The organism is Streptomyces sp. NPDC001381, from assembly GCF_042895685.1.
Classification (GTDB): domain Bacteria; phylum Actinomycetota; class Actinomycetes; order Streptomycetales; family Streptomycetaceae; genus Streptomyces.
Genome location: NZ_JBIAWO010000005.1, coordinates 61578 through 84467, shown reverse-complemented (window position 1 = coordinate 84467; position 22890 = coordinate 61578). Strand labels below are relative to the sequence as shown.

Below are 22890 nucleotides of genomic sequence, written 5' to 3'. Positions count from 1 at the left end.
CTCGCAGCGTCTGCGTGGAAGATCTCCGGCGGGAGACGGGGACCCCGGGAAACCGCCCGACCCTCCCCCTGCGGGGTCCGCCGGGCGATCCGGGGAGGGTCAGCTTCGGGCGCCGTCGACGGCGGCCAGGAACAGCGGGACGGCAGCCTTCGGGGCATCCGCGACGGCGGATGCTGCGACGACGAAGGCGAACCGGAACATGGTGCCGATCATTGCCGCCGGTTCGTTCGGTGTCGAATGGTTTTCGGCGCACCCCGACGACGGGGCTCCCCGCCGGCGGCCGTAATTCACTTGAACGGGCGCCGGGTGGCCGTGGCATGTTTGCGCGGTGATGCTTGAGCTGTCCCCGCACCGTCTGAGCTGGGACGAGGTGGATCCCGCCCGTCATCCCTTCGACGGCGCGTCGGCGGCGCGGGTGGTGCGCGCGCTCGGCCCGGCCCGGCGGGTGCCATGCCGCGCCGACGTCTCGCCCGCCGGCCCGGCGAGGAACGACTGGGCCTGGGACGAGGCCCGGCCCTGGGCCGACGCCATGTCGCACGCCCTCGTCGGACACTACGGCCGCTGGGCCGTGGGCTGGCGCTGGGCGCACGACGAGGGGGACTTCGACGGGGGGCCGGTCGGGAGCTGGTGCTGCCCTTCACACTCGGTCACCACCCCGGAAGAGACGCTCGGCCGTGTCGTCGCGGGACTGCGCGAGTGGCGCGCGTGGCTGGAGAGTCTCGCCGGGTGGTTCGAGGCGTCCCCGCTGGAACTGGAGTCGGTCGAGGACCAGCGCATCCTGTGGGAGTGCGCCGCCCGCAACCTGATCCTGCAGGTGACCGACCGCACCGGCTGCGGAAGCGGCTGGTACGGGCACTGCCACCAGGTGCTCACCTGGTTCCTCGGCCGCTGGGGAGTCGCGCCCGACCACGCGGAGAAACTGGTCGGCCGAGCCATCGGCGGACGGTTCCGGAGCTGGACCGGCCCCGACAGGCCGCTGCTGGACGACGTCGCCGAGCAGCTCGCGCTGTCGCTGCGGCCGGACGACGGCGGGTGGTCCGCCGGGCCCGCGCCCGACCACCTGCGCACCTGGCTCGCGGTGCGCGAGGACGTGCCCTGGCCACAGGCTCCGGACGGGGGTGACGCGGCGGGACCGGTGCCCCTGTCGCTGGACGGCGCGGCGGAGGACATCCGCGCCTTCGACGGCGCGCTGGACCCCGCCCGCGCCGAAGGCCTGCTCGCCGCTCTGGAGCTGGTCCGGGCCGACGCGGCGCGCGGCGCCCCGCTCGACTTCGAACTGCTGCGCGGCTGGCAGCGGCACGTCCTGGGCGCGGCGCAGCCGCCGCCGTTCCGCAGCCTGCCCGCCTTCGCCAAGGACGGCCGGGAACGGTACGGCATCGGCCCGGACACCCGGGCGCGCCTCGACGCGTGCCTGGCCGAGAGCGCGCCGGACGGCGGCCGGCCCCTCTCCCTGACCGCGCGCGCCGCCCGCGCCTACCTGGACGTCTGCTTCTTCCATCCCTTCGAGGACGGCAACGCCCGGTCCGCCTTTCTCGCCCTGGTCTTCGTCCTCGCCCGGGAGGGCGTCGCGCTCGACAAGGTGTTCCTGCTCCGCCGCATCGCCTTCCAGGCCGACGACCCCCAGGACGCGCTGATCCTGACCCGGTACATCGACACGCATCTGGCGGAGTCCCGCCGGCGCCGGCACACGGCCTAGCCCGCGGTCCCGATGTTCTTCAGCGCCTCACGCACCGTCAGCGGCGCGAACCGTCCCCGCTCGCGGGCGAGGAAGGCGCGGACGGCCTCCGGGTCGGTCTTGGCGTACTCCCGCAGACACCAGCCGATCGCCTTGCGGACGAAGAAGTCCGGGTGGCCGGACTGGCGCAGGCAGTAGCCGAAGAGGCGTTCGGCGTCGGTGCGGTCCTTGTAGCGGAGCTGGTGCAGCAGGGCGGTGCGGGCGACCCACAGGTTCTCGTCGGCGATCCACTGGTCCATGGTGGCGGTGAGGCGGGGGTCGGCCGCGACGAGTGCTCCGACGACGTGCGCGGCGAGCAGGTCGACCGTGTCCCACCAGGAGGTCGTGGTGATCAGCCGGTGGGCCACCGGAAGGAACGCCGACGAGCAGCGGCCCGCGTGGCGGCGCAGGTAGTCGACGGCGAAGTAGTGGTACTCACGCTGCGGCAGGGCCCAGCAGCGCAGGGCGACGGCCGTGCAGTCGGCCTCGTCGGGGCGGGGTGTGCCCGCGAGGACGGTGCGGGACAGGGCGCGGCGTTCGGGCGTGGGGAGGCCGAGGAAAGGGGCCACGTCCTTCATGTACGCCCGCATGACAGCCGCCTTGGCGGGGTCGGCCGCGCCCGCGTACACGGCGGTGAGGCGCTCCAGCACGGTGTCGGCGAGGGCGCTGTGCGGCACGTCGAGGGGGCCCGCGCCTGTGACGGTCATGAGACGAACCATACGGCGATCACACATGTCCGTCCGTTAGTGTCGCGGGATGCTCGATGCCACCACCCGCTCTGGGGGCACCGCCACGGCCTCTCCCCGGGCCGCCGCCACGGAGCTCCTCGTTCCCGTGCCCGTCGTCCCCCTGCCCGCCGCCCCCGTGCCCGCCGCCGCGGCGCCCGCCCGTCCCCTGGCGCGCCTCGGCAGAGTGCTGCTGTCGCCCTGGTCCCGGTTCTCGCTGCTGGTCGCGCTGCTCGCGGCGGCCGGTGCGAGCGTGCTGCTCTTCGAGCCGCAGAAGCTCCTCGCCGAAGGCTGGCCGCCGCAGGTGGGCGGTGCGACCGCGGCCGTCGTGTTCGCGGTGGCGTACGGGCTGTGCACCGTGGCGTTCGTGCCGCGGCCGCTGCTGAACCTGGCCGCGGGCGCGCTGTTCGGCTCGGCGGTGGGTCTGACCACGTCGCTGGCGGGCACGGTCCTGGGCGCCGGACTGGCCTTCGGCCTCGGCCGGGTGCTGGGGCAGGACGCTCTGCGGCCCCTGCTGCGCGGGCGGCTGCTGAAGGCGGCGGACGGTCAGCTGAGCCGGCACGGGCTGCGTTCGATGCTGGCGGCGCGGCTGTTCCCCGGGCTGCCGTTCTGGGGCGTGAACTACTGCGCGGCCGTCTCCCGGATGGGCTGGGTGTCCTTCCTGGTCGCGACGGCGCTGGGCTCGATCCCGAACACGGCCGCCTATGTCGTCGCCGGCGCCCGTGCCTCGGCCCCGACCTCGCCGCTCTTCCTGATCGCGCTGGCGTGCATCGCCCTGCCCATGGTGGCGGGCGCGGTGATGGCCTGGCGCAAGCGCCACCACCTGCGCAAGCCGTGACTCCCGGGCTCCTGGGGCCCGTCGTGGGCCCCAGGGGGTGTTTCGAAAGTCCCGCACAGCACCCGCGGCGCCCGGCACGCCGAGGGCACGCACCGAACACCGCGGGCACCGCACAGGACTTTCGAAACACCCCCTAGACGCCTTCCAGGATCATCGCGTTCGCCAGGCCGCCCGCCTCGCACATCGTCTGCAGGGCGTAGCGGGCGCCCCGTTCGCGCATCGCGTGGACGAGGGTCGTCGTCAGGCGGGTGCCGCTCGCGCCGAGCGGATGGCCGAGCGCGATCGCGCCGCCGTGCACGTTGACCTTGGCGAGGTCGGCGCCGGTCTCCTGGTGCCAGGCCAGGACGACGCTGGCGAACGCCTCGTTGACCTCGAACAGGTCGATGTCGTCGAGGCGCAGACCGGCCCTGCGCAGCACCTTCTCGGTCGCCGGGATCACGCCGGTGAGCATCAGCAGCGGGTCGGAGCCGGTGACCGCGAAACTGTGCAGCCGGGCGAGCGGGCGCAGGCCGAGCCGGGCCGCGGTCTCGCCGGACGTGATGAGCACCGCCGAGGCGCCGTCGTTGACGGGACTGGCGTTGCCGGCCGTGATGGTCCACTCGATCTGGGGGAAGCGTTCGGCGAACACCGGGTCGTGGTAGGCGGGCTTGAGCCCGGCGAGGATCTCGGGGGTGCTGCCGGGCCGTACGCACTCGTCGCGCGCGACCCCGTCCAGGGGTGCGACCTCGGCGTCGAAGAGGCCCGTGCGCCAGGCGTCGGCGGCCCGGTGGTGCGAGGACACGGCGAAGGCGTCCAGTCGCTCCCGGGTGAGGGACCACTTGGCGGCGATGAGTTCGGCGCTGATGCCCTGCGGGACGAGCCCGTCCGGGTAGCGCTCGGCGACGCCGGGGCCGAACGGGTCCTTGCCGGGCGGCACGTTCGACCACATCGGCACACGGCTCATCGACTCGACCCCGCAGGCGACGACGATGTCGTAGGCGCCGGACATGACCCCCTGGGCCGCGAAGTGCACGGCCTGCTGGGAGGAGCCGCACTGCCGGTCCACCGTGGTCGCGGGGACCGTCTCCGGGAAGCCCGCCGACAGGAGGGCGTAGCGGGTGGTGTTCATGGCCTGCTCGCCGACCTGGTCGACGGTGCCGCCGATGACGTCGTCGATCAGCGCGGGGTCGACGCCGGAGCGCTCGACGAGGGCGCGCAGGGTGTGGGCGAGGAGTTCGACGGGGTGGATGTGCGCGAGGGAGCCGTTCGGTTTGCCCTTGCCGATGGGGGTGCGTACGGCTTCGACGATGACTGCGTCACGCATGTGCGGGCCTCCGCGACTACTGGTGAGTAGGAAATCCGAACTCACCGTAGACCAGTGAGTTGGAAAATCCAACCCGCCAAGGTTGGGTTTTCCAACCTTCCCCTAGACTGATCCGCATGGCCGCCTCTAAGGACTCCCGACAGCCGCGCCCCTGCTCGATCGCCGACACCCTCGCCCTCGTCGGCGAGAAGTACTCCCTGCTCGTCCTGCGGGAGGTGTGCCTCGGCAACGGCCGCTTCGACCAACTGGCGCGCAACATCGGCGCCCCGCGCGACATCCTGGCCACCCGGCTGCGCCGCCTCGTCGACGCCGGGATCCTCACCAAGCGCGTCTACAGCGAGCGTCCGCAGCGCTTCGAGTACCGGCCCACGCAGGCGGGCCTGGAGCTGGAGCCGGTCCTGATGACCCTCATGGCGTGGGGCGACCGCCACCTCCGTGACGACGACCGCCCCATGGTGATCGAGCACGTCTGCGGCGACGAGCTGGTCCCGGTGGTCACCTGCTCGTCCTGCGGCGACGCGGTCCGCCACGAGGACCTCAGCGCCCACCCGCAGGCTCCGGGCTGGACGGTGGCGGGACCGACGGCGGCGTAGCCCGGCGGGCGGGCGGGACCGACGGCGGCGCCGGCGGGCCCGGAGGCGTGCGGGGACGGCGGGCGGTCGGCGGCGGACGCACGGGTCGGCCCCCTTCACGAAGAGTGCGCCGTCACCCCTGTCGCGGGTACACGTCCAACCGCCCGCACATCCCGAACTTCCCGTACACGGAGGGCTGTTCGGCCCGTACGACCGCCTCGGCCAGGTGGGACGGGTCGCCCTCCGCCAGCCGGCCGAGCTGCTCCCCCGTCGCCTCCGCCGCCGCCCGCGCGCCGCGCAGCCAGCGTTCCCGCCACTCGGCGAGCCGGGGTCGTACGAGCGCGGCGGCGGCCCGGTGGAAGGCGGCCAGCCCCTCGGGCGCCTCCCGCAGCGCGCGGTAGCCCTCCAGGGCGAGATCACGCCGGGCGCGGGCGACGCGGGCCTGCTCCTCCTCCGGCGCGTCCGCCGGGACGGCGGTCGCGGCGGCGTACGCCTCCGGGTCGGCCAGGTGCTCCGGGGGCAGGGTGAGCACCGCGTCACCCGCCTCCGGGAGCCCGCTGTTCTGCATCAGGACCGTGATGCGCAGATCGCCCTCGTTGACCAGCCGGTGGACGGTGCCCGGCGTGAACCAGGCGACCGTGCCGGGCGCGAGCGGCGTGACCTCGTACCCGGACGCGGTCAGCGTCTGGACCGCGCCCCGGCCGCCCGTGACGACGTACCCCTCCGAACAGACGAGGTGCATATGGGGGGTTCCGCCGCACGGGCCGTCGGCGGCGGGCCAGTCGTACACGCACAGGTGCGAGACGGCGACCCCGCCGGGCAGCCCGGCGTACGCGCTCACCACGGGTGCGCCTCCAGGTACTTGGCGATCTCCTCCCGCTCCCAGGCGCCGTCGGCCACGATCACGCGGTAGCGGCGGGCGAGCGTGTCCCCGGGCGCGAGTTCCAGCTCGTCGAAGAAGGCCCAGGACGGTGCCATGCCGGCGAAGGGTTCGTTGCGGACGAACCAGTGGGCGGGGTGCGCGCCGTGGGCGCCCGAGTGGTCGTTCTCCGGGGCGTGCGCGAAGACGACGGTGGCATGGCCGTCGGATCCGTCGTGCTCGCCGGAGAGGGCCAGCCAGGGGCTCTGCGAGGCCATCAGTGCGGGGCCCTCGCCGTCCGGTCCGACGATCCGGCCGGCGCGGAAGGCGCGCGGGCCGCGCCAGAACAGGCCGGTGTAGCCGGCCAGCTCGCGTCCGGCGGTCGTCGGGCTGCCGAAGCGGAGGGGCTGGTCCCGCCGGTTGGTGATGGCGCTGCTCCAGGTCAGCGCCCAGGAACCGGACTCTGGGTCGACGTCGTGCACCTCGATCCGGCGCGCCTCCTCGGCCCACAGCTCGCCGCTGTGCGGGTGCCAGGTGAGCCGCTCGGCGATGACCGCCCGGCCGCCGTCGACGGAGACCTCGTCGAAGCCGACGTGCGCCATCGAGCCGACGCGCTCGGGGAGGGCGAGGTACCCCTCGCCGTGGACGTACGAGTTGCCGCCCCACAGGTTCGCGCCCGAGAGGTGGGAGGCGGTCAGCGAAAGACCCTTGTGCCAGCGGTGGTCGTTGGGCCGGTAGTCGGTGACGACATCGCCCGCGAGCGTCCGCAGCGGGTGGATGTACGGCCTCGGCGCCTCCCAGGCCGCCTCCGCGCGGTAGACGTAGGCCATCAGCTCGACGCCGCCTGCCGGGTCCGACACCGTGACGCGGTCGCCGTGGGTGTGGACGAGACGCAGGTCGCCGGTCACGCGGGCACCTCCGCGTCCACCGTGACCGTGCCCGGCGCCCAGCCGGGGGCCTCGCCGTGCAGGGCCGTGTAGTACGGGTCGCCGGGGCCGATCTCGCCCCGCTTCACCGTGGTGTCGGTGAACGCCGACTTGTACAGCGCGGTGATCAGCTCCAGGCTGGTGCGCCCGTCGGCGCCGCTGCTGCGCGGCCGCTCACCGGCGCGCATGCTCGCCACCAGCTCCCGCAACTGCGCCAGGTGCGAGCTGGGCACGTCCGCGCCGAAGTCCTGCCAGGCGGCCGCCTCGTCGCCGGGCACGTCGGGAGCCGGGGTGATCCGCCAGTCGGCGTTGGAGTGACCGTAGAGATGGGTGAGCTCGACGGTGGCGCGCTCGCAGTCGATGCGGATTCGGCTGACCTCGTCGGGGCTCAGGACGCTGTTGACGACGGTCGCCATCGCCCCGTTCTCGAAGCGGAGGAGAGCGGTGGACACGTCCTCGGTCTCGACGTCGTGCACGAGCCGTCCGGCCATGCCGCGCACCTCGCTCCACGGCCCGAGCAGGTCGAGGAGCAGGTCCATCTGGTGGATGCCGTGGCCCATCGCGGGGCCGCCGCCCTCGGTCCGCCAGCGGCCGCGCCAGGGCACTGCGTAGTAGGCGGTGTCGCGGTACCAGGTGGTCTGGCAGTGCGCGACCAGCGGCCGGCCCAGCGCCCCCTCGGCGAGCAGCCGCCGCACATGCCGGGTGCCGGAGCCGAAGCGGTGCTGGAAGACGATCGAGGCGTACGGGCCGCTCTGCGCCCCCTCCTCCGCCTCGACGGCGTCGTAGTCGGCGAGGGTCGGCACCGGCGGCTTCTCGCACCACACCCACGCACCGGCCCGCAGCGCGGCCACGCTCTGCTCGCGGTGCAGGGTCGGCGGCGTGCAGATGGTCACCAGGTCGGGCCGCTGCTCCGCGAGCATCCGCTCCAGGTCGGTGTACGCGTGCGGAACCCCGCCTTCCGTGCAGAACGCCTCGACGGCCGCGGCATCGATGTCGACGGCCGCGACCACCTCGGTCTCGCCCTCGGCCGCGAGCTGCTTGAGGGCGGGGAGGTGGGAGCCGCGCCCGATGGCGCCGGTGCCGATGACGGCGGCCCGGACGGGGCGGCCGGCGAGCGGAGTGAGCGGAGCGGATGGGGACATGAGGGCGATCAGCACTCCTCCGACGTACGGCCCGAAGGACCGGGTGAGCGGCAACGGAGCAGCAAGCACGCACAGCAAGCGCTTTCCGCTCGGCAGCAACGTATGCGGCCCGGCTGGGGCCGGTCAACCATGCGCGCGTGGGCCGGCGGGGCGGGTGGCCTGCCGGCCGGGGGGGGGGCGGGTCGGCTGGCGGCCGGGGAGCGGGTGGCCTGCCGGCCGGGGGGGGCGGGTCGGCTGGCGGCCGGGGGGCGGGTGGCCTGCCGGCCCGGGGGCGGGTCGGCTGCCAGCCGGGGGCGGGTGGTCTGGCGGCTGGGGGGCGGGTCGGCTGGCGGCATGGGAGCGGGTGGCCTGCCAGCCCGGGGGGCGGGTGGTGCTCTGTGGGGGCCCGTGATGTGCGTGTTCCGGTGGTCGGTGACGCGCCGATTCGGCGGGGCGTGAGCGCTCTCGCGGCTACTGCGGAACCCTGCTCGTGCGGTCTCCAGAACTCTCGTCCAGGGCCGCGAGTCCCTGGGGCGGGGGCTGCGGCGCCTTGCGCGAGGGCTCAGCGAACCGCGACGCCTGGGGGTGCCTCGTCCCGGTGGCCGCCGGGGCAGGCGGCAGCCGGGGCAGGCGGCCAGCGGGCCAGCGGGCCAGCGGGCCAGCGAAACCAGGTTTCCGGGTCCCCGAGGCCGCGATACCGTGCGGCGACGGGCCGCGGGGACCCTGGCTTCAGCAACCCGCGGAACCCGGCCCCAGCGGCCTGCGGAACCCGGCCCCAGCGGCCTGCGGAACCCGGCCTCAGCGGCCTGCGGAACCCACCTCTCGGAGGCCGCCGGTACGGCCCTCCGGCGGCGGGCCCCGGACGCCATGCCCGGTCAGCCTCAGCCTCCGTCGCCCGCGGACCCGCGCCGGTGCGCACGAAGGCCCCGCCCCGGCCGCCGCGAGCCTCGCACCACGATGTCCCGACGTCCTGACATCCCGGTGTCCCGACGTCCCGGTGTCCCGACGTCCCGGCCTGGTGGCCAGCGCAGCCCTTACGCCCGACCGCCCGCGCAGGCCATACACCCGGCCTACCGCGCAGACCCTCCGCCCAACCGCCCACGCAGACCCCCGCCCGACCGCCTACGCAAACCCTCCGCCCAACCACCCGCGCAAGCCCTCCGTCCAACCGCCCACGCAGCCCCCCGCCCAACCGCCTACGCAAGCCCTCCGCCCAACCGCCCACGCAGCCCCCCGCCCAACCGCCTACGCAAGCCCTCCGCCCAACCACCCGCGCAGCCCTTGCGCCCGACCACCCGCGCAAGCCCTCGGCCCAACCGCCCACGCAAACCCTCCACCCACACCCGCGCAGCCCTTACACCCGACCGCCCGCGCAGCGCATGCACCCGACCGCCCGCGTAGTCCCGCCCCCACCGCCCACCGGACCCCCGCCCTCGTGGCCCGCCGGGACCGTCGCTGCGGGCGCCTGCGAAACCCCTGTGCCGGGCCTGTATCCCGGGACCGCTACGCTTCCCTTCGCACACCCTTGATCACCGCGCGGACGGCCCGTCGCCTCCGTCGCCCCCTCTCCGATCGGCACTTGGACTCCATAACCTCATGTCTTGGTTTGAATCCCTCATCCTCGGACTCGTCCAGGGGCTGACCGAGTTCCTCCCCGTCTCCTCCAGCGCGCACCTGCGGCTGACCGCCGCCTTCTCGGGCTGGAAGGACCCCGGCGCCGCCTTCACGGCGATCACCCAGATCGGCACGGAGGCCGCGGTGCTGATCTACTTCCGCAAGGACATCGGGCGGATCATCTCCGCGTGGTCGAAGTCGCTCTTCGACAAGACGATGCGCAAGGACCACGACGCCCAGATGGGCTGGCTGGTGATCGTCGGCTCGATCCCGATCGGTGTGCTGGGGCTCACGCTCAAGGACCAGATCGAGGGCCCGTTCCGTGATCTGCGGGTCACCGCGACCATGCTGGTGGTCATCGGCATCGTCATCGGCATCGCCGACCGCCTCGCGGCGCGCGACGAGACGGGCGGCAAGCACCGCGCGCCCAAGCAGCGCAAGACGCTGGAGAACCTGGGCGTCAAGGACGGCCTCATATTCGGCCTGTGCCAGGCCTGCGCCCTCGTCCCGGGCGTCTCCCGCTCCGGTGCGACGATCAGCGGCGGCCTGTTCATGGGCTACAAGCGCGAGGCCGCGGCCCGCTACTCGTTCCTGCTCGCCATTCCCGCGGTGCTGGCCTCCGGGACCTTCGAGGTGAAGGACGCGCTGGAGACCGGCCATGTGGCGTGGGGGCCGACGCTGTTCGCCACGGCGATCGCGTTCGCGTCCGGATACGCCGTCATCGCGTGGTTCATGAAGTTCATCAGCACCAAGTCCTTCATGCCGTTCGTCTACTACCGCGTCGTCCTCGGAGTCGTGATCATCGCCCTCGTCGCGACGGGCGCGCTCAGCCCGCACGCGGCGGAGTCGGCGGGCTGAGCCTCCGGCGGAACGAAGCGCTCCCGAAGGACTGACCACCGCGGCCCGATCCCGCCAACCCCCTTGCGGAAAAGGCCGTTTGATCGATCACCCGTGACGAAGCCCATACCCGTCCGCGTAGCGGGTCGGTAGCGCGCTGTCAGTCCCTGGACCTACGCTTCAGACATGTCCCCGCATTCCGACGTCCCTGGTTCCGTGCGGTCCGCTGCCGAGTTGAACGAGCGCATCAGGTCCTTGTGGCTGCGCGCGGGCGGGTCGCTGTCGGCCCAGGAGCGGGCGGAGTACGAGCTGCTGGTGGTGGAGTGGGCCGCGGCGATACGCGGCGAGGTCGTCAAGGCGGCCTGAGGCCAGCACCCCAAGCCGACCTGCCGACTGACTCGCCAACCGACCCGCCGACCGACTCGCCGACCGACTCGCCGACCGACTCGCCGACTCGCGAACTCGCCGACCAGCTGACGCCGCCCGGGATCGCCCCCCCCCTCAGCTCCCCGGCGCCCCGGAAGGCGACCCTTCGGGCTCCAGGTCCTCGCGCGCGTCGCTCAGCTGCTCGCGGACGTAGTTCCAGACCACCGCGATCAGCGCGGCGGCGGGGACGGCGAGCAGACTGCCCACGATGCCGGCCAGGGCGCCGCCCAGCGTCACCGCGAGCAGGACCACCGCCGCGTGCAGGCCGAGCCCCCGGCTCTGGATCATGGGCTGGAAGACGTTGCCCTCGAGCTGCTGCACCACGACGATGATCGCCAGCACGATCAGCGCGTCCGTCAGACCGTTCGACACGAGCGCGATGAGAACCGCCACGAATCCGGCGAACATGGCGCCCACGATCGGTACGAACGCGGAGACGAAGGTCAGCACCGCCAGCGGAAGCACCAGCGGCACGCCCAGGATCCACAGGCCGAGGCCGATGAAGACGGCGTCGAGCAGGCCGACGAGCGCCTGGGACCGTACGAAGGCGCCGAGGGTCTCCCAGCCGCGCAGGGCCACGACCGGGACGTCGGTGGCGAGCCGGCCGGGCAACTGGCGGGTGAGCCAGGGCAGGAACCGCGGGCCGTCCTTGAGGAAGAAGAACATCAGGAAGAGCGCCAGCAGGGCGGTGACCACACCGTCGACCACGGTCCCCACTCCCGTGGCGACGGCGGAGACCATGCTGCCGACGCTGTTCTGGACGCGGTCGGCCGCGGCGTCGAAGGCGCCGGAGATCTGGTCCTCGCCGATGTTCAGCGGCGGTCCCTCGGCCCACTCGCGCAGCCTCTGGAGGCCGGCGACCACGCCGTCGGTCAGCTCACCGGACTGCGAGGCGACCGGGACCGCGATCAGCGCCACGATGCCGAGGACGACCAGGAGGAACAGCACGGTCACCGCCGAGGCGGCGAGAGCGGGGCGCCAGCCGCGCCGGCGCAGGAAACGGGTCAGCGGCCAGGTCAGGGTGGTGAGGAACAGGGCGACTATGAGCGGCCAGACGACCGACCACATCCGGCCCAGGCCCCACAGAGCCACCGCGAGCATGACGAGGACCACCAGCAACTCACCCGAGACGCGCGCCGACACGCGAAGCGCGGCGCGGGTTCTCGTGGAACTCAAGGGGGCAGACATGTGATCACCCTATGAGCAGCCTCTGCCCAGGCCCGCACGGCCCCGGCCCCGCACCCGCCGTCGCTCCGGGACGGCCCTGGCTACCCCCCGGTCACCGTGGCCTGCGGCGATGAGGGGTCCGACAGCAGAACGTCCTTGTGCTGCAGCGCCAGTCGGAGGAGACCCTCGGCAGGGGGCGACATACGGCTCGCGGGGAGGTCGTCGACGCTGACGGCGTCGAGCGGCAGGCCGGTGAGGGTGCCGTTGACGCGCGGACCGCTGATGACCTTGCCTTCTTCGTTGTGCTCCACTGCCTCCGCGAAGACGGTGTCGAAGGTGTGCGCCTCGAACACCGCCACGGTGAGAATGCACACGGCAAGATTCAGCGGCTCCAGCGCCATGCCCAGGCACCAGACACGCAACGTGCCATCCGCCAGAGCGGCGTTCAGCAAGCTGTAGGGCGGCTGGTCGTAGTCGACCTCCGTGCCTGAGTCGCCTTTGGCTTCCGGTGCCCCGAGCAGCTCCTCGTTGTACTCGCGCATGATGGTGCGCCACAGGTCGAGGTCCCGGCGGTGCGCGAGGGGCGAGAAGGACGCGGGCTGGACCATGCCGGCGGGGATCGGCCCGTAGGTGCCCTCTCCTGTGGCCACGTGCCCGGCTTCTCGGTAGAGGAGGAAGAAGGTGCCCTGCCCGTCGGGCGTACGGCGCAAGGTCAGCGTGGCGACGGAAGGCAGCACGACACGCTCCGCGAGCAGCAGCGGATCGTCGGCCAGGAGCCTGCGCATGGGCAGTGCTCGCCAGGGCGGCCTCTCCTGGGGTCGTCGCTGCGTCGCCACGGCCAGTTCGTGGGCGACGGCCTCGTTCTGGTCGATGAGGTCGAAGTACGTGCCGATTCCGAAGACGAGTCGCGGCCCGTCCGGCTCCGACCAGTCGGCGCGGACAAGACGAAACGACGGGCGGTCCTCGAAGAGAGTGGGCCGTGCCAGGGTCCCCATCGCCGCCGAATAGCGTTCGTAGCGGTGCGCCTTCGACTCCTTCGGCAGGCAGCGCCGCGCCGCTCGCAGCACCGTGTGGTTGACGGGTGGTGACGCGTCCTGCCATTCCACCGTCACCGCCGACAGGGGAAGGGGGGCCGGCGGACGCATGGCCTCCTCCCACAGCAGCGAGCTACCACCGATGCGTTCCAGCGAGGGGCGGGCGAACAGGTGTATGTCAGCCGCCATTTCGCAGAGCTGGACGAACCGGTGGCGGAGGTCCGTGCGTTGCTTGACGAACGACGCCCGGGACTGTTCGACGGCGGCGTGGTCCAGTGCGCGCCACGCGTAGTAGACCCCGAGTACGGCCGTCAGCGCACCCGACAACCCCAGCCACGATTCCGCGTCCACGTACACACACCCCCGGCCGACGGCACGTCTGCGTGGTGCCCTACCCGCGTGGCCGGAGTGACACTCCAGGAGCCCCGTGGCCAGGCCTGGGGCCCGGTGTGAATATTCGCGGGTCGCCGCGCGGCTCTTGGCTGGGCGGTCGTCATGCTCAACACTCGGCCCATGACGCAGCGTGTGGAGCTCGCCACGGTGATGGACCGGCTGGCTGTCGACGAGATGGTCACCGACTACGCGGTGGCCGTGGACGACGGTGACTGGGCCGCGTACCGGGAACTGTTCACGCCGGACGGGCGGGCGGACTACCGCTCGGCCGGAGGGATCGAGGGGGAGGCCGGGGAGGTCGCCGAGTGGCTCGCGGAGAGCATGCACGTGTTCTCGATGCGGCAGCATCTCATCGTCAACCGGCGGGTGCGGTTCGGGATCCTGGAGCAGGACACGGGAGACACCGCCCGGGTGCGGGCCGACTACGTCAATCCGATGCGGCTGGTCGGCGGCCAAGGCGACGCCGGCGCGCCGGACTTCGTCTGCGGGGGCCGGTACGCCTTCGGGCTGCTGCGGACGCACGACGGATGGCGGTTGCGGGAAGTGGTCGTCGAGGAGAAGTGGCGGCGGCTGCCCGGATGAGCCGAGGGGCGCCGGCCGGGCCGTGAGCGCCGGGCCGCCGCGAGATCGCCCTGTCCTAGATCGTCCGTGACGCGCACACTGGAGGCACACCGGGTAGGAGGTGCCGCATGAAGACGTCCGGTCACTGGCTCACCTCCCCCAAGCGGCGCTCGGCCGTCGCGGTCCTCGCGGGCGCGCTGCCCGTGCTCGCCTTCCCCGCGCCGGCCCTGTGGTGGTGGGCGTACGTCGCCCTCGTCCCCTGGATGCTCCTCGCCCGCTCCGCGCCGACCGGACGCCGCGCGGCCTGCGACGGCTGGTGCGGCGGGTTCGGTTTCATGCTGGCGATGCACCACTGGCTGCTGCCGAGCCTGCACGTGTTCACGCTCGTCATCGCCGCGCTGCTCGGTGCCCTGTGGGCGCCCTGGGGCTGGCTGGTCCGCCGCTTCCTGGCCCCGGCCGGCCCCGAGCCGGTCACCCGTGGGCGGGTCTTCGGCGCCCTGCTCGTCCTCCCCTCCGCCTGGCTGGCCGTCGAACTCGTCCGCTCCTGGCAGGGGTTGGGCGGGCCGTGGGGCATGCTGGGCGCCAGTCAGTGGCAGGTGGAGCCCGCGCTGCGGCTCGCCTCCGTCGGCGGCGTGTGGCTGCTCAGCTTCCTGGTGGTGGCGGTGAACGTGGCGGTCGCCGTGCTCGTCTGCGTCCCGGCCTCCCGGGTTCCGGCCGTCGCCGGGCTCGTCGCCACCGCGGCCACCGCCTCGGCGGCCTGGGTGTGGGCTCCGCGTCCCGATGTCGAGGGGCGGTCGCGGATCGCCGTCGTACAGGCGGGGGTCGTGGCGGGTCCCGACCACCGGTTCGGCATCGAGGAGCGGCTCACCCGGCGGCTGATCGGGCAGGACGTCGATCTGATCGTCTGGGGGGAGAGCAGTGTCGGGTACGACCTGGCCGACCGGCCCGATCTGGCCGGGCGGCTCGCGGAGCTCTCCCGGGCCACCGGCGCCGCCATCCTCGTCAACGTCGACGCCCGCCGCTCGGACCGGCCCGGCATCTACAAGAGCGCGATCCTCGTCGGCCCGGACGGCCCGACCGGCCTCCGGTACGACAAGATGCGGCTGGTGCCCTTCGGGGAGTACATACCGGCCCGTTCGCTGCTCGGCTGGGCGACCTCGGTCGGCAAGGCGGCCGGTGAGGACCGGCGGCGCGGCACCGAGCAGGTTCTGATGCACGCCGGGCCGGGACTGCGGATCGGACCGATGGTGTGCTTCGAGACGGCGTTCCCGGACATGAGCCGGCACCTCGCCGAGGACGGCACCGACGTCCTCGTCGCCCAGTCCTCGACCTCCACCTTCCAGCACAGTTGGGCGCCCGCGCAGCACGCCTCCCTGGCCGCGCTGCGCGCCGCGGAGACCGGACGGACGTTCGTGCACGCCACCCTCACCGGTGTCTCGGCCGTGTACGACGCGAGCGGTCACCGGATCGGCTCCCGGCTGGGCACGGACGCGCGCACCACGGCCGTCTACGACGTCCCGATCGCCGGCGGCGTCACCCCGTACGTCCGCTACGGCGACTGGCCGGTCCACGGGGCCCTGCTGGTCCTGGTGGCCCTGGGGCTGACGGAGGGGGCGCGGGCGATCAGGCTGCGCCGGAGCGCTCCCGCACCGCTCGGACCACCTGCTCGCACAGTTCATGAGTCGCCAGCGCGTCGCGGGCGCTGAGCACCTTGCCGGCCCGGACGGCGTCCAGGAAGGCCAGCACGGCCTGTTCCATGCCGCGCTGCCGGGCCACCGGCACCCAGTCGCCGCGCCGCCGCACGGTGGGCTGGCCCTTGTGGTCGATCACCTCGGCGAGGTTGACGACCTGGCGCTTGGTGTCCTGCCCGGAGACCTCCAGGATCTCCTCGTTCGAGCCGCTGAGCCGGTTCATCACGCCGAGGGCGGTGAAGCCGTGCCCGGACAGCTGCAGGACGACGTGGTGCAGCAGCCCGTCCTCGACGCGGGCGCGCACGGTCACGTCGTCGACCGGGGCGGGCGCGAGGAAGCGCAGGGTGTCGACGACGTGGATGAAGTCGTCGAGGATCATCGTGCGCGGTTCCTCGGGCAGCCCGATCCGGTTCTTCTGCATGAGGATCAGCTCGCGCGGATGGTCGGCGCACTGCGCGTAGCCGGGCGCGAAGCGCCGGTTGAAGCCGACGGCCAGCGACACGCCGCGGTCCTCGGCGAGCCTCACCAGCCGCTCGGAGTCGGCGAGTCGGTACGCCAGCGGCTTGTCCACGTACGTCGGCACGCCCGCCTCCAGCAGCCGGGCGACGATCTCGGGGTGGGCGCCGGTGGGGGCGTGCACGAAGGCCGCGTCGAGGCCGGCGCCGAGCAGCGCGTCGAGGTCCCGGTGGCGCTGCGCGGCGGGCAGGCGGAGGGTGTCGGCGACCCGCTCCAGGGTGGCGGGCGTGCGGGTCTGCAGATGCGGCTCGATCCCGGGCAGCGCGCCGAGCACCGGCAGATACGCCTTCTGCGCGATGTCACCGAGTCCGATGCAACCGACCTTCACGGACGCTCCCTCACCTCGTACGGCCTGCCTCCACGGCAGCATACGGCGGCTGCGGCGGCCGCCAGTCCGCGATGCCGTCGAAGCCGCGCAGCAACAGCGCCGGGGCCGCCGCCGACAGCGCGGTGATCGCGGTGTCGCGCAGGGCGACGGCGACCGGGTGCGCGGTCATGGTGAGCCGCGCCGTGCGCACCGCCTTGCGCGCGACGGCCGTCGTACGGGGCAGGCGGGCCGCCGAATACGCGGGGAGGTCGGCGTGGTGGTGGGCGAGGACGATCGCGTCCTCGATCGCCTGGTTGCCGCCCTGGCCGAGGCTCGGGGGCATGGCGTGGGCGGCGTCACCGACGAGGGCGACCCGGCCGCGGTGGAAGGCGGGGAGCGGCGGGGCGAGGTGGTGGACGTCGTGCCGCAGGACGTCCTCGGGGCGGACGGCGGCGAGGATCTCGGGGACGGGCCGGTGCCAGTCGCCGTAGCGGCGCAGGAGTTCGGCGCGTTCGTCGGCGGCGCGTTCCCCGGCGGGGGCGGTCGCGGCGGCGTACGCGTACACCCGGCCGTCCTTGAGCGGGTGCGAGCCCCAGATGCGGCCCCTTCCCCAGGTCTCGTGCGAGGCGAACTCCGTGCCGGGCAGCGGGAGCACGATCCGCCAGGTGGTGAAGCCGGAGTAGACGGGGCCGGGGTGGCCGGGGAAGAGGGTGCGGCGGGTGGCGGAGTGGATGCCGTCGGCGGCGACCACCAGGTCGGCCTCCAGTTCGCCGCCGGGGATGCTCACGCGGGCCGGGCGGCCGGCGGCGCCGGGGTCGGCGAGGGCGGCCGGCGTGCCGGTGCGCACGGCGTCGGGCGGGAGCCGGGCCGTGAGGGTGGCGACGAGGGTCGCGCGGTGCAGCAGGACGAGGGGGCCGCCGAATCGCGCTTCGGCCTCGGCCGCGCTGGTGCGGGAGAGCCAGCGGCCGCCGGGCGTGCGCAGCCCTCCGTCGCCCTGCCAGGCCGCCAGGTCGCGGACCTCGTCGCCCGCGCCGATGACGTCCAGGGCGCGCAGGGAGTTGGGGGCCAGGGAGATGGCCGAGCCCACCGGGGCGAGGGAGGCGGCCCGTTCCAGCACGGTGACGTGCCAGCCCCGCTGGTGCAGGGCCACGGCGGCGGTGAGGCCGCCGATCCCGCCGCCCACGACGACGGCGGCGCGCGAGGCGCGTGCCGGTGGCTGTGCCGGTGTCTCGGACACGGCTGACATGGCTCCTCCTCAACTCTCACTACATCTGTAGTGTGCGGCTCCGACCATACTACGGGTGTAGTTTCGGGGGTAGGTTGAGGGCATGCCCGTACGCACCACCCCCTCCCCCGGCCCCTCCCGCACCGACCTGGTCGCCGACACCGCCCTGGCCCTGCTCGCCGAGCGCGGGATGCGCGGGCTGACGCACCGGGCCGTGGACGAGGCCGCCGGGCTCCCCCAGGGCTCCACCTCCAACCTCGCGCGCACCCGCGAGGCCCTGCTGGGGCTCGCCGTGCGCCGGCTCGCCGAGCGGGAGGCCAGGGTGCTGGCGCTGGAGGAGATGCCGGACCCGAGCGGTGGCCTCGACACGCTGACCGGGGCGCTGGCCCTCGCGGTGCACCGTTCCCTGACCGGTCACCGCGACCTCCTGATCGCCCGCTACGAACTCGCCCTCGAGGCGACCCGCCGTCCCGACCTGCGTGTCTTCTACGACAGCACGGGCGCCGTGTTCCGCGAGCGGCTGACCGCGATGGTCGCCGCGGCCGGCTCGACCGCCCCGCACCGGCACACGCTGTCCCTGGCGGCCTGGGCGGACGGGCTGATGTTCTCCTGCGCGGCGGGGTCCTTCGGCGCGCGGACGCCGGACCTGGAGGAGATCCGCACGGGGCTGCGGGAGCTGCTGGCGGGGATGCTGGGCGGCTGACAGCCCGCCGCCGCCGGACGCGGACGCGGACGGCGGCGAGGTCCGTCGTCGCCGGACCTCGCTCGCCCGCCCCGAAAACCCGTGGTCGTGGCAGCCGCCGTGGGCGATCATGCGGGGATGACGACTCAGCGCACCGAGCCCGCCCAGAACGCCGACGAGCGCACCATGCTGGAGGGCTGGTTGGAGTACCACCGGCAGACCCTGGTCTGGAAGTGCGAGGGTCTCACCGACGAGCAGCTCCGCACGGCCTCGGCGCCGCCGTCCGAGCTCTCCCTGATGGGGCTGGTGCGGCACATGGCGGAGGTGGAACGCGGCTGGTTCCGCAGGGTGCTGGCCGGCGAGGATCCCGGCCCGATCTACTACAGCGAGGCCGACCCCGACGGCGAGTTCCACCTGACCGAGGAGGACACCTGGGAGGAGGCGTACGGCACCTGGCAGGCCGAGGTGGAGGCCGCCCGGCGGTGCGCGGAGGGCGTCGCGCTGGACGACCTCTCGGAGGGCAGGAGCAAGTTCACCGAGGAGCCGTTCAGCCTGCGCTGGATCTACACCCACATGATCGAGGAGTACGCCCGTCACAACGGCCACGCCGACCTGCTGCGCGAGCGCATCGACGGCGCGACCGGCGACTGACGTCAGCCCGGGCGGGCGGGCGTCCTCCCCGAGAGGGACGAGATCAACCCGTGCGGGGCAACCTCCGCTTGTCCGCCGTCGCGCGCGCGGTCAGAAGCACCAGAGTTGCACGGGTGCATCGAACGACGACTACCGCGACGCTCCTGGTCGTGGCCCTCTCGGCCCTCTCCGGATGCGTGACCGTCCAGCGCCCGCCCGTGTCCGGGCCGGTCACCGCCGTGCCGTCCGCGCCGTCCGCGCCCCGGCCGGAGGGGCGGGCGCGGACGCCGGTCGTGCAGGCGCCGGCCCGCGAGGCGCTGGAGAGGGTCGGGCCCTCCCGGAGACCGGCGGCCACGACGCTGAAGCAACGGCAGCGGCAGCAGCCGGCGGCGGGGGCGGCTCCCGCCGAACGGCCCCCGTCGTCCCGCTCGCACCCGCGTCGGCACCGCTCGCAGCCGCGGCCCGCGCACCCGGAGCCACGACGCCAGGCACCGCCGCGCGTGGACCTCGCGGAGGTGGAGGCGGAGGTGCGTCGCACCACCGATGTGTGCGCGATGGGGAGGAAGTACGGCGGCTGGCGGGGCGACAGCCCCGAGTCGGTCATCTGCGACCAGGCGTACGGCCGCCGTTAGGGGGTGTCGCGGGACGAGGGCCGGCCGCGCGGCGTCCGGCGTGCAGGGCGGCCCCGGGTCCGTCCGGGGCCGGCCGCTATCCCTCGGGGGCCGCCTCCCCCAGGCGCAGCTCCATCCTGCTGATCGCCGCCCGTACGCCGTCCCCGTAGCTGTCGTCCCGCAGTGCCCCGGCCGCCCCGCGGGCCCTGCGCACATGGGTGCGGGCGGCCTCCGCGCGGCCGAGCTTGACGTAGTCCGCCGCCAGGTTCAGGTGCAGCGAGGGATACAGGGCCCGCACCGCCTGCGACCCCTCGTGCTCCTCCGCGGCCGTCAGGGCCCGCAGGTCCCAGGCCAGCTCGTCGAACGGATCGTCCTGGGTGTCGGCCAGATAGTGCGCCAGGGTGCAGCGGTGCAGCGGATCTCCCTCCGCCCCGAGCTCCGTCCACAGGTCGAGGAGCCTGCGGCGGGCCTCCTCGCGGTCTCCCCCGTGATGCAGCATCACGACCTGCCCGATCCGCGTCAGCAGGCCGTCCGGCGTCGTCTGCCCCTGTCGCTCCGCCACCGCGTCCTCCTTGCGTCCTCGCGACGACGCCGCGCCCCTGGGACGGCACCGCGCCCTTGGCACGACGCTAGCCGCAGTCACCGGCGATCCCGGTCAGGCGGCACCGGGCCGGCCCCCGGAGGAACCGGCCCGGCGGCAGCGGCACGGGGCCGGGGCCTCAGGCGAGGTTCGGGATCGTCCAGTCGATCGGGGTGTGGCCCTGCCGGGCCACCGCCTCGTTGATCTGCGTGAACGGGCGGGAGCCGAAGAACTTCTTCGCCGACAGCGGGGAGGGGTGCGCGCCCTTGACCACGATGTGCCGGGACTCGTCGATCAGCGGGAGCTTCTTCTGCGCGTAGTTGCCCCACAGCACGAAGACCGCCGGGTCGGGCCGGTCGGCCACGGCGCGGATCACCGCGTCCGTGAACTTCTCCCAGCCCTTGCCCTTGTGCGAGTTCGCCTCCCCGGAGCGGACCGTGAGGACCGCGTTGAGCAGCAGGACGCCCTGCTGGGCCCACGGCATCAGATAGCCGTTGTCCGGGATGGGCGTACCCAGCTCCTCGTGCATCTCCTTGTAGATGTTGCGCAGGGAGGGCGGGATCTTCACGCCGGGCCGCACCGAGAAGCACAGGCCGTGGCCCTGGCCCTCGCCGTGGTACGGGTCCTGGCCGAGGACCAGGACCTTCACCTGCTCGTACGGCGTCGCGTCGAGCGCGGCGAACACCTCCTCGCGCGGAGGGTAGACGGGACCCTTCGCTCGCTCCTCCTCGACGAACTCGGTCAGCTCCTTGAAGTAGGGCTGCTGCAGCTCGTCACCCAGGACCCCGCGCCAGGACTCGGGCAGCATGGCGGTGTCGGTCACGTCAACGTCCTTCGTCGTGCGGTCACTTCCAGACCACAGAACCTACAGGCGACCACTGACAACGGGCCCCCGGACCGTCCCTTCGGCCCGCGGCCAGTGGTCCACCGGCCGGTCCACCTGCTGCTCTACCAGCTGGTCTTCCGCGACAGCTCCCACATCATCATGATCGTCGACGGGTCGAGGGAGCGCTCGGCGCCGGAGATGTCCTCGCTGCCGGCGAGGTACTGCTTGCCCTGCCACAGCGGCAGCAGCCGGGCGTCGTCGACGAGGATCTGCTGGGCGTCCTCGAACTCCTTCGCCACGCTGGCGCGGTCGCTCTCCTCACGGGAGCGCGGCAGCAGCACCTGGGTGATCTCCTTGGCCGGGTACGGCGTGCCGAGGGCGTTCTGGTCGCCGACGAAGGGCGCGATGAAGTTGTCGGGGTCCGGGAAGTCGGGGGCCCAGCCGCGGCCGAAGACCGGGTACTCGCCCTTCTGGTAGCCGACCACGTAGTCGTTCCAGGCACGGCTCTTGAGCGTGATCTTGAACAGCCCGGAGGCCTCCAGCTGGCGCTTGAGCTCCTTGAACTCCAGGGCGGTGTCGGAGCCGTAGCGGTCGGAGGTGTACCAGAGGGTGAGCGGGACGGGCGAGCTGATGCCGGCGTCGCTGAGGATCGCGGCCGCCTTGTCGGCGTCGGGCCGGCCGAAGTCGTCGAAGAAGCCGGTGGTGTGGCCGGTCAGACCCGTCGGGACCATCGAGTACAGCGGGTCGACGGTGTCCTGGTAGACCTTGTGGGCGATCGCGTCCCGGTCGACGAGCTGGGCGACGGCCCGGCGCACCGCGAGCTTGTTCGAGTACTCGTCCTTGGGGTTGAACACCAGGTAGTTGATGTTGCTGCCGGCGCCCTCGACGAGCTGCAGGCCCTCGTTCTCGGCGCTCTTGGTCTCCAGGTCGACGATGTCGTCGGCGGCGAGGCCCTGGTAGGTGAGGTCGATGTCGCCGCCGCGCAGCGCCTTGACCATCGTCGCGGAGTCCTGGAAGTAGCGGATGGTCACCGCGTCGTTCTTGCGGTCGGCGAAGCCCTTGTAGTTGTCGCTGCGGACGAGCTCGGCCTGCTTGCCCTCCTCGTAGGACTGCAGCCGGTACGGCCCGGAGCCGACGATGCCGTCGTCCTTGCGCAGGGACTTCGCGGGGTAGTCGTCGGGGTCCACGATGGACATGCCCGGGGTGGCGAGCACGAACGGGAACGTGGCGTCCGGCTGGTTGAGCTTGAAGGTGACCTGGCGGTCGCCGCTCACCTCGACACTGTCCAGGCTGCCCAGCAGGCCGGCGGGGCCGGTGGCCGCGTTGATCGCCTTGATGCGGTCGATCGAGTACTTCACCGCGGCGGCGTCGAGCGCGTCACCGTTGGAGAACTTCAGGCCCTCGCGCAGTTCGCAGCGGTAGGTGCGGCTGGAGTTGTCCGTGAACGCACAGCTCTTGGCGGCGTCCGGCTGGGGCGTGGTCGCCCCGTTCGGGTAGGACAGCAGGGTCTGGTAGATGTTGCGGAACAGCTCCCAGGAACCGTCCCAGGCCGCCGCGGGGTCCAGCGTGCTGGGGGCACTGGTGGTGCCCACGACGATCGGCCCGGCCTCGTCGGAGCTCTCGTCGCTCAGAAGACCGCATCCGCTCACCAGCGATATGGACGCGATCACCGCCATGTGCTGCAACGATCGGTTCCGGTAGAACACGCACACGCTCCTCGATAAAGCCATGC

The 22890-nt window shown here is 73.2% G+C and carries 22 protein-coding genes; 10 read left to right on the top strand and 12 right to left on the bottom strand.

Going from position 1 to position 22890, the window contains the following annotated elements:
* The first annotated feature begins 331 nt into the window (after positions 1-331).
* Complete coding sequence (locus tag ACFY2L_RS23135) at positions 332-1696, top strand: Fic family protein (protein WP_390823496.1); 1365 nt, start codon at positions 332-334, stop codon at positions 1694-1696.
* Here ACFY2L_RS23135 and ACFY2L_RS23130 read toward each other — a convergent pair.
* Positions 1693-2421: a DNA alkylation repair protein gene (locus ACFY2L_RS23130; RefSeq protein WP_390823240.1), complete on the bottom strand. Its 729-nt coding sequence runs from the start codon at positions 2419-2421 to the stop codon at positions 1693-1695. The genes ACFY2L_RS23135 and ACFY2L_RS23130 overlap by 4 nt on opposite strands.
* Before the next feature lie 49 nt (positions 2422-2470).
* On the opposite strand from ACFY2L_RS23130, the gene ACFY2L_RS23125 reads away from it, so the two are divergent.
* The gene (locus tag ACFY2L_RS23125) at positions 2471-3277 is read left to right on the top strand and encodes a TVP38/TMEM64 family protein (RefSeq protein WP_390657222.1); all 807 of its coding nucleotides are present in this window, start codon (positions 2471-2473) and stop codon (positions 3275-3277) included.
* A gap of 133 nt (positions 3278-3410) precedes the next feature.
* On the opposite strand, the gene ACFY2L_RS23120 is transcribed toward ACFY2L_RS23125, so the two are convergent.
* Positions 3411-4580, bottom strand: a complete 1170-nt coding sequence (locus ACFY2L_RS23120) for a thiolase family protein (RefSeq protein ID WP_390657221.1) — start codon at positions 4578-4580, stop codon at positions 3411-3413.
* Positions 4581-4696: 116 nt separating this feature from the next.
* Between ACFY2L_RS23120 and ACFY2L_RS23115 the strand changes: the two genes are divergently transcribed.
* Entirely contained in the window at positions 4697-5173 is a 477-nt protein-coding gene (locus ACFY2L_RS23115) for a winged helix-turn-helix transcriptional regulator (RefSeq protein WP_390823239.1), read from the top strand.
* 112 nt (positions 5174-5285) lie between these two features.
* Here ACFY2L_RS23115 and ACFY2L_RS23110 read toward each other — a convergent pair whose 3' ends face one another.
* From ACFY2L_RS23110 to ACFY2L_RS23100, 3 genes are read right to left on the bottom strand one after another with little or no spacing between them, the layout of a single operon-like run.
* On the bottom strand, positions 5286-5996 hold the full coding sequence (locus tag ACFY2L_RS23110; protein ID WP_390823238.1) for a cupin domain-containing protein: 711 nt from the start codon (positions 5994-5996) through the stop codon (positions 5286-5288).
* Positions 5990-6919 carry a PmoA family protein gene (locus tag ACFY2L_RS23105; RefSeq protein ID WP_390823237.1) on the bottom strand — a complete coding sequence of 310 codons (930 nt, stop codon included), beginning with the start codon at positions 6917-6919 and terminating at the stop codon, positions 5990-5992. Before ACFY2L_RS23105 ends, ACFY2L_RS23110 begins: the two co-directional genes overlap by 7 nt.
* The gene (locus ACFY2L_RS23100; RefSeq protein ID WP_390823236.1) at positions 6916-8079 is read right to left on the bottom strand and encodes a Gfo/Idh/MocA family protein; all 1164 of its coding nucleotides are present in this window, start codon (positions 8077-8079) and stop codon (positions 6916-6918) included. Before ACFY2L_RS23100 ends, ACFY2L_RS23105 begins: the two co-directional genes overlap by 4 nt.
* Before the next feature lie 1575 nt (positions 8080-9654).
* On the opposite strand from ACFY2L_RS23100, the gene ACFY2L_RS23095 reads away from it, so the two are divergent.
* On the top strand, positions 9655-10530 hold the full coding sequence (locus ACFY2L_RS23095; protein WP_390657216.1) for an undecaprenyl-diphosphate phosphatase: 876 nt from the start codon (positions 9655-9657) through the stop codon (positions 10528-10530).
* Between the two features lie 165 nt (positions 10531-10695).
* Positions 10696-10875 carry a hypothetical protein gene (locus ACFY2L_RS23090; protein ID WP_390657215.1) on the top strand — a complete coding sequence of 60 codons (180 nt, stop codon included), beginning with the start codon at positions 10696-10698 and terminating at the stop codon, positions 10873-10875.
* A gap of 135 nt (positions 10876-11010) precedes the next feature.
* On the opposite strand, the gene ACFY2L_RS23085 is transcribed toward ACFY2L_RS23090, so the two are convergent.
* A complete protein-coding gene (locus ACFY2L_RS23085; RefSeq protein ID WP_390657214.1) occupies positions 11011-12123 on the bottom strand; it encodes an AI-2E family transporter in 1113 nt (370 codons plus the stop codon).
* A gap of 80 nt (positions 12124-12203) precedes the next feature.
* Positions 12204-13487: a transcriptional regulator gene (locus ACFY2L_RS23080; protein ID WP_390823234.1), complete on the bottom strand. Its 1284-nt coding sequence runs from the start codon at positions 13485-13487 to the stop codon at positions 12204-12206.
* Positions 13488-13649: 162 nt separating this feature from the next.
* On the opposite strand from ACFY2L_RS23080, the gene ACFY2L_RS23075 reads away from it, so the two are divergent.
* Positions 13650-14111: a nuclear transport factor 2 family protein gene (locus ACFY2L_RS23075; protein WP_390657212.1), complete on the top strand. Its 462-nt coding sequence runs from the start codon at positions 13650-13652 to the stop codon at positions 14109-14111.
* A gap of 107 nt (positions 14112-14218) precedes the next feature.
* A complete protein-coding gene (gene lnt, locus ACFY2L_RS23070; protein ID WP_390823233.1) occupies positions 14219-15796 on the top strand; it encodes an apolipoprotein N-acyltransferase in 1578 nt (525 codons plus the stop codon).
* Here lnt and ACFY2L_RS23065 read toward each other — a convergent pair.
* Both ACFY2L_RS23065 and ACFY2L_RS23060 read right to left on the bottom strand, forming a co-directional pair.
* Entirely contained in the window at positions 15714-16625 is a 912-nt protein-coding gene (locus ACFY2L_RS23065) for a Gfo/Idh/MocA family protein (protein ID WP_390657210.1), read from the bottom strand. The genes lnt and ACFY2L_RS23065 overlap by 83 nt on opposite strands.
* A 10-nt stretch (positions 16626-16635) precedes the next feature.
* Complete coding sequence (locus tag ACFY2L_RS23060) at positions 16636-17850, bottom strand: FAD-dependent monooxygenase (protein WP_390823232.1); 1215 nt, start codon at positions 17848-17850, stop codon at positions 16636-16638.
* Positions 17851-17932: 82 nt separating this feature from the next.
* Here ACFY2L_RS23060 and ACFY2L_RS23055 point away from each other — a divergent pair, with 82 nt between their 5' ends.
* From ACFY2L_RS23055 to ACFY2L_RS23045, 3 genes are all read left to right on the top strand, one after another.
* Positions 17933-18532 (top strand): TetR/AcrR family transcriptional regulator, encoded by a 600-nt coding sequence (locus ACFY2L_RS23055; RefSeq protein ID WP_390823231.1) that lies wholly within the window; start codon positions 17933-17935, stop codon positions 18530-18532.
* Between the two features lie 117 nt (positions 18533-18649).
* On the top strand, positions 18650-19162 hold the full coding sequence (locus ACFY2L_RS23050; protein WP_390657207.1) for a DinB family protein: 513 nt from the start codon (positions 18650-18652) through the stop codon (positions 19160-19162).
* A gap of 113 nt (positions 19163-19275) precedes the next feature.
* Positions 19276-19773 carry a hypothetical protein gene (locus ACFY2L_RS23045; protein ID WP_390657206.1) on the top strand — a complete coding sequence of 166 codons (498 nt, stop codon included), beginning with the start codon at positions 19276-19278 and terminating at the stop codon, positions 19771-19773.
* A 76-nt stretch (positions 19774-19849) separates the two neighbouring features.
* On the opposite strand, the gene ACFY2L_RS23040 is transcribed toward ACFY2L_RS23045, so the two are convergent.
* From ACFY2L_RS23040 to ACFY2L_RS23030, 3 genes are all read right to left on the bottom strand, one after another.
* The gene (locus tag ACFY2L_RS23040; protein ID WP_390823230.1) at positions 19850-20314 is read right to left on the bottom strand and encodes a hypothetical protein; all 465 of its coding nucleotides are present in this window, start codon (positions 20312-20314) and stop codon (positions 19850-19852) included.
* Positions 20315-20471: 157 nt separating this feature from the next.
* Positions 20472-21155, bottom strand: a complete 684-nt coding sequence (locus ACFY2L_RS23035; protein WP_390657204.1) for a uracil-DNA glycosylase — start codon at positions 21153-21155, stop codon at positions 20472-20474.
* A gap of 125 nt (positions 21156-21280) precedes the next feature.
* Positions 21281-22864, bottom strand: a complete 1584-nt coding sequence (locus tag ACFY2L_RS23030; RefSeq protein ID WP_390657203.1) for an ABC transporter substrate-binding protein — start codon at positions 22862-22864, stop codon at positions 21281-21283.
* Positions 22865-22890: the final 26 nt, after the last annotated feature.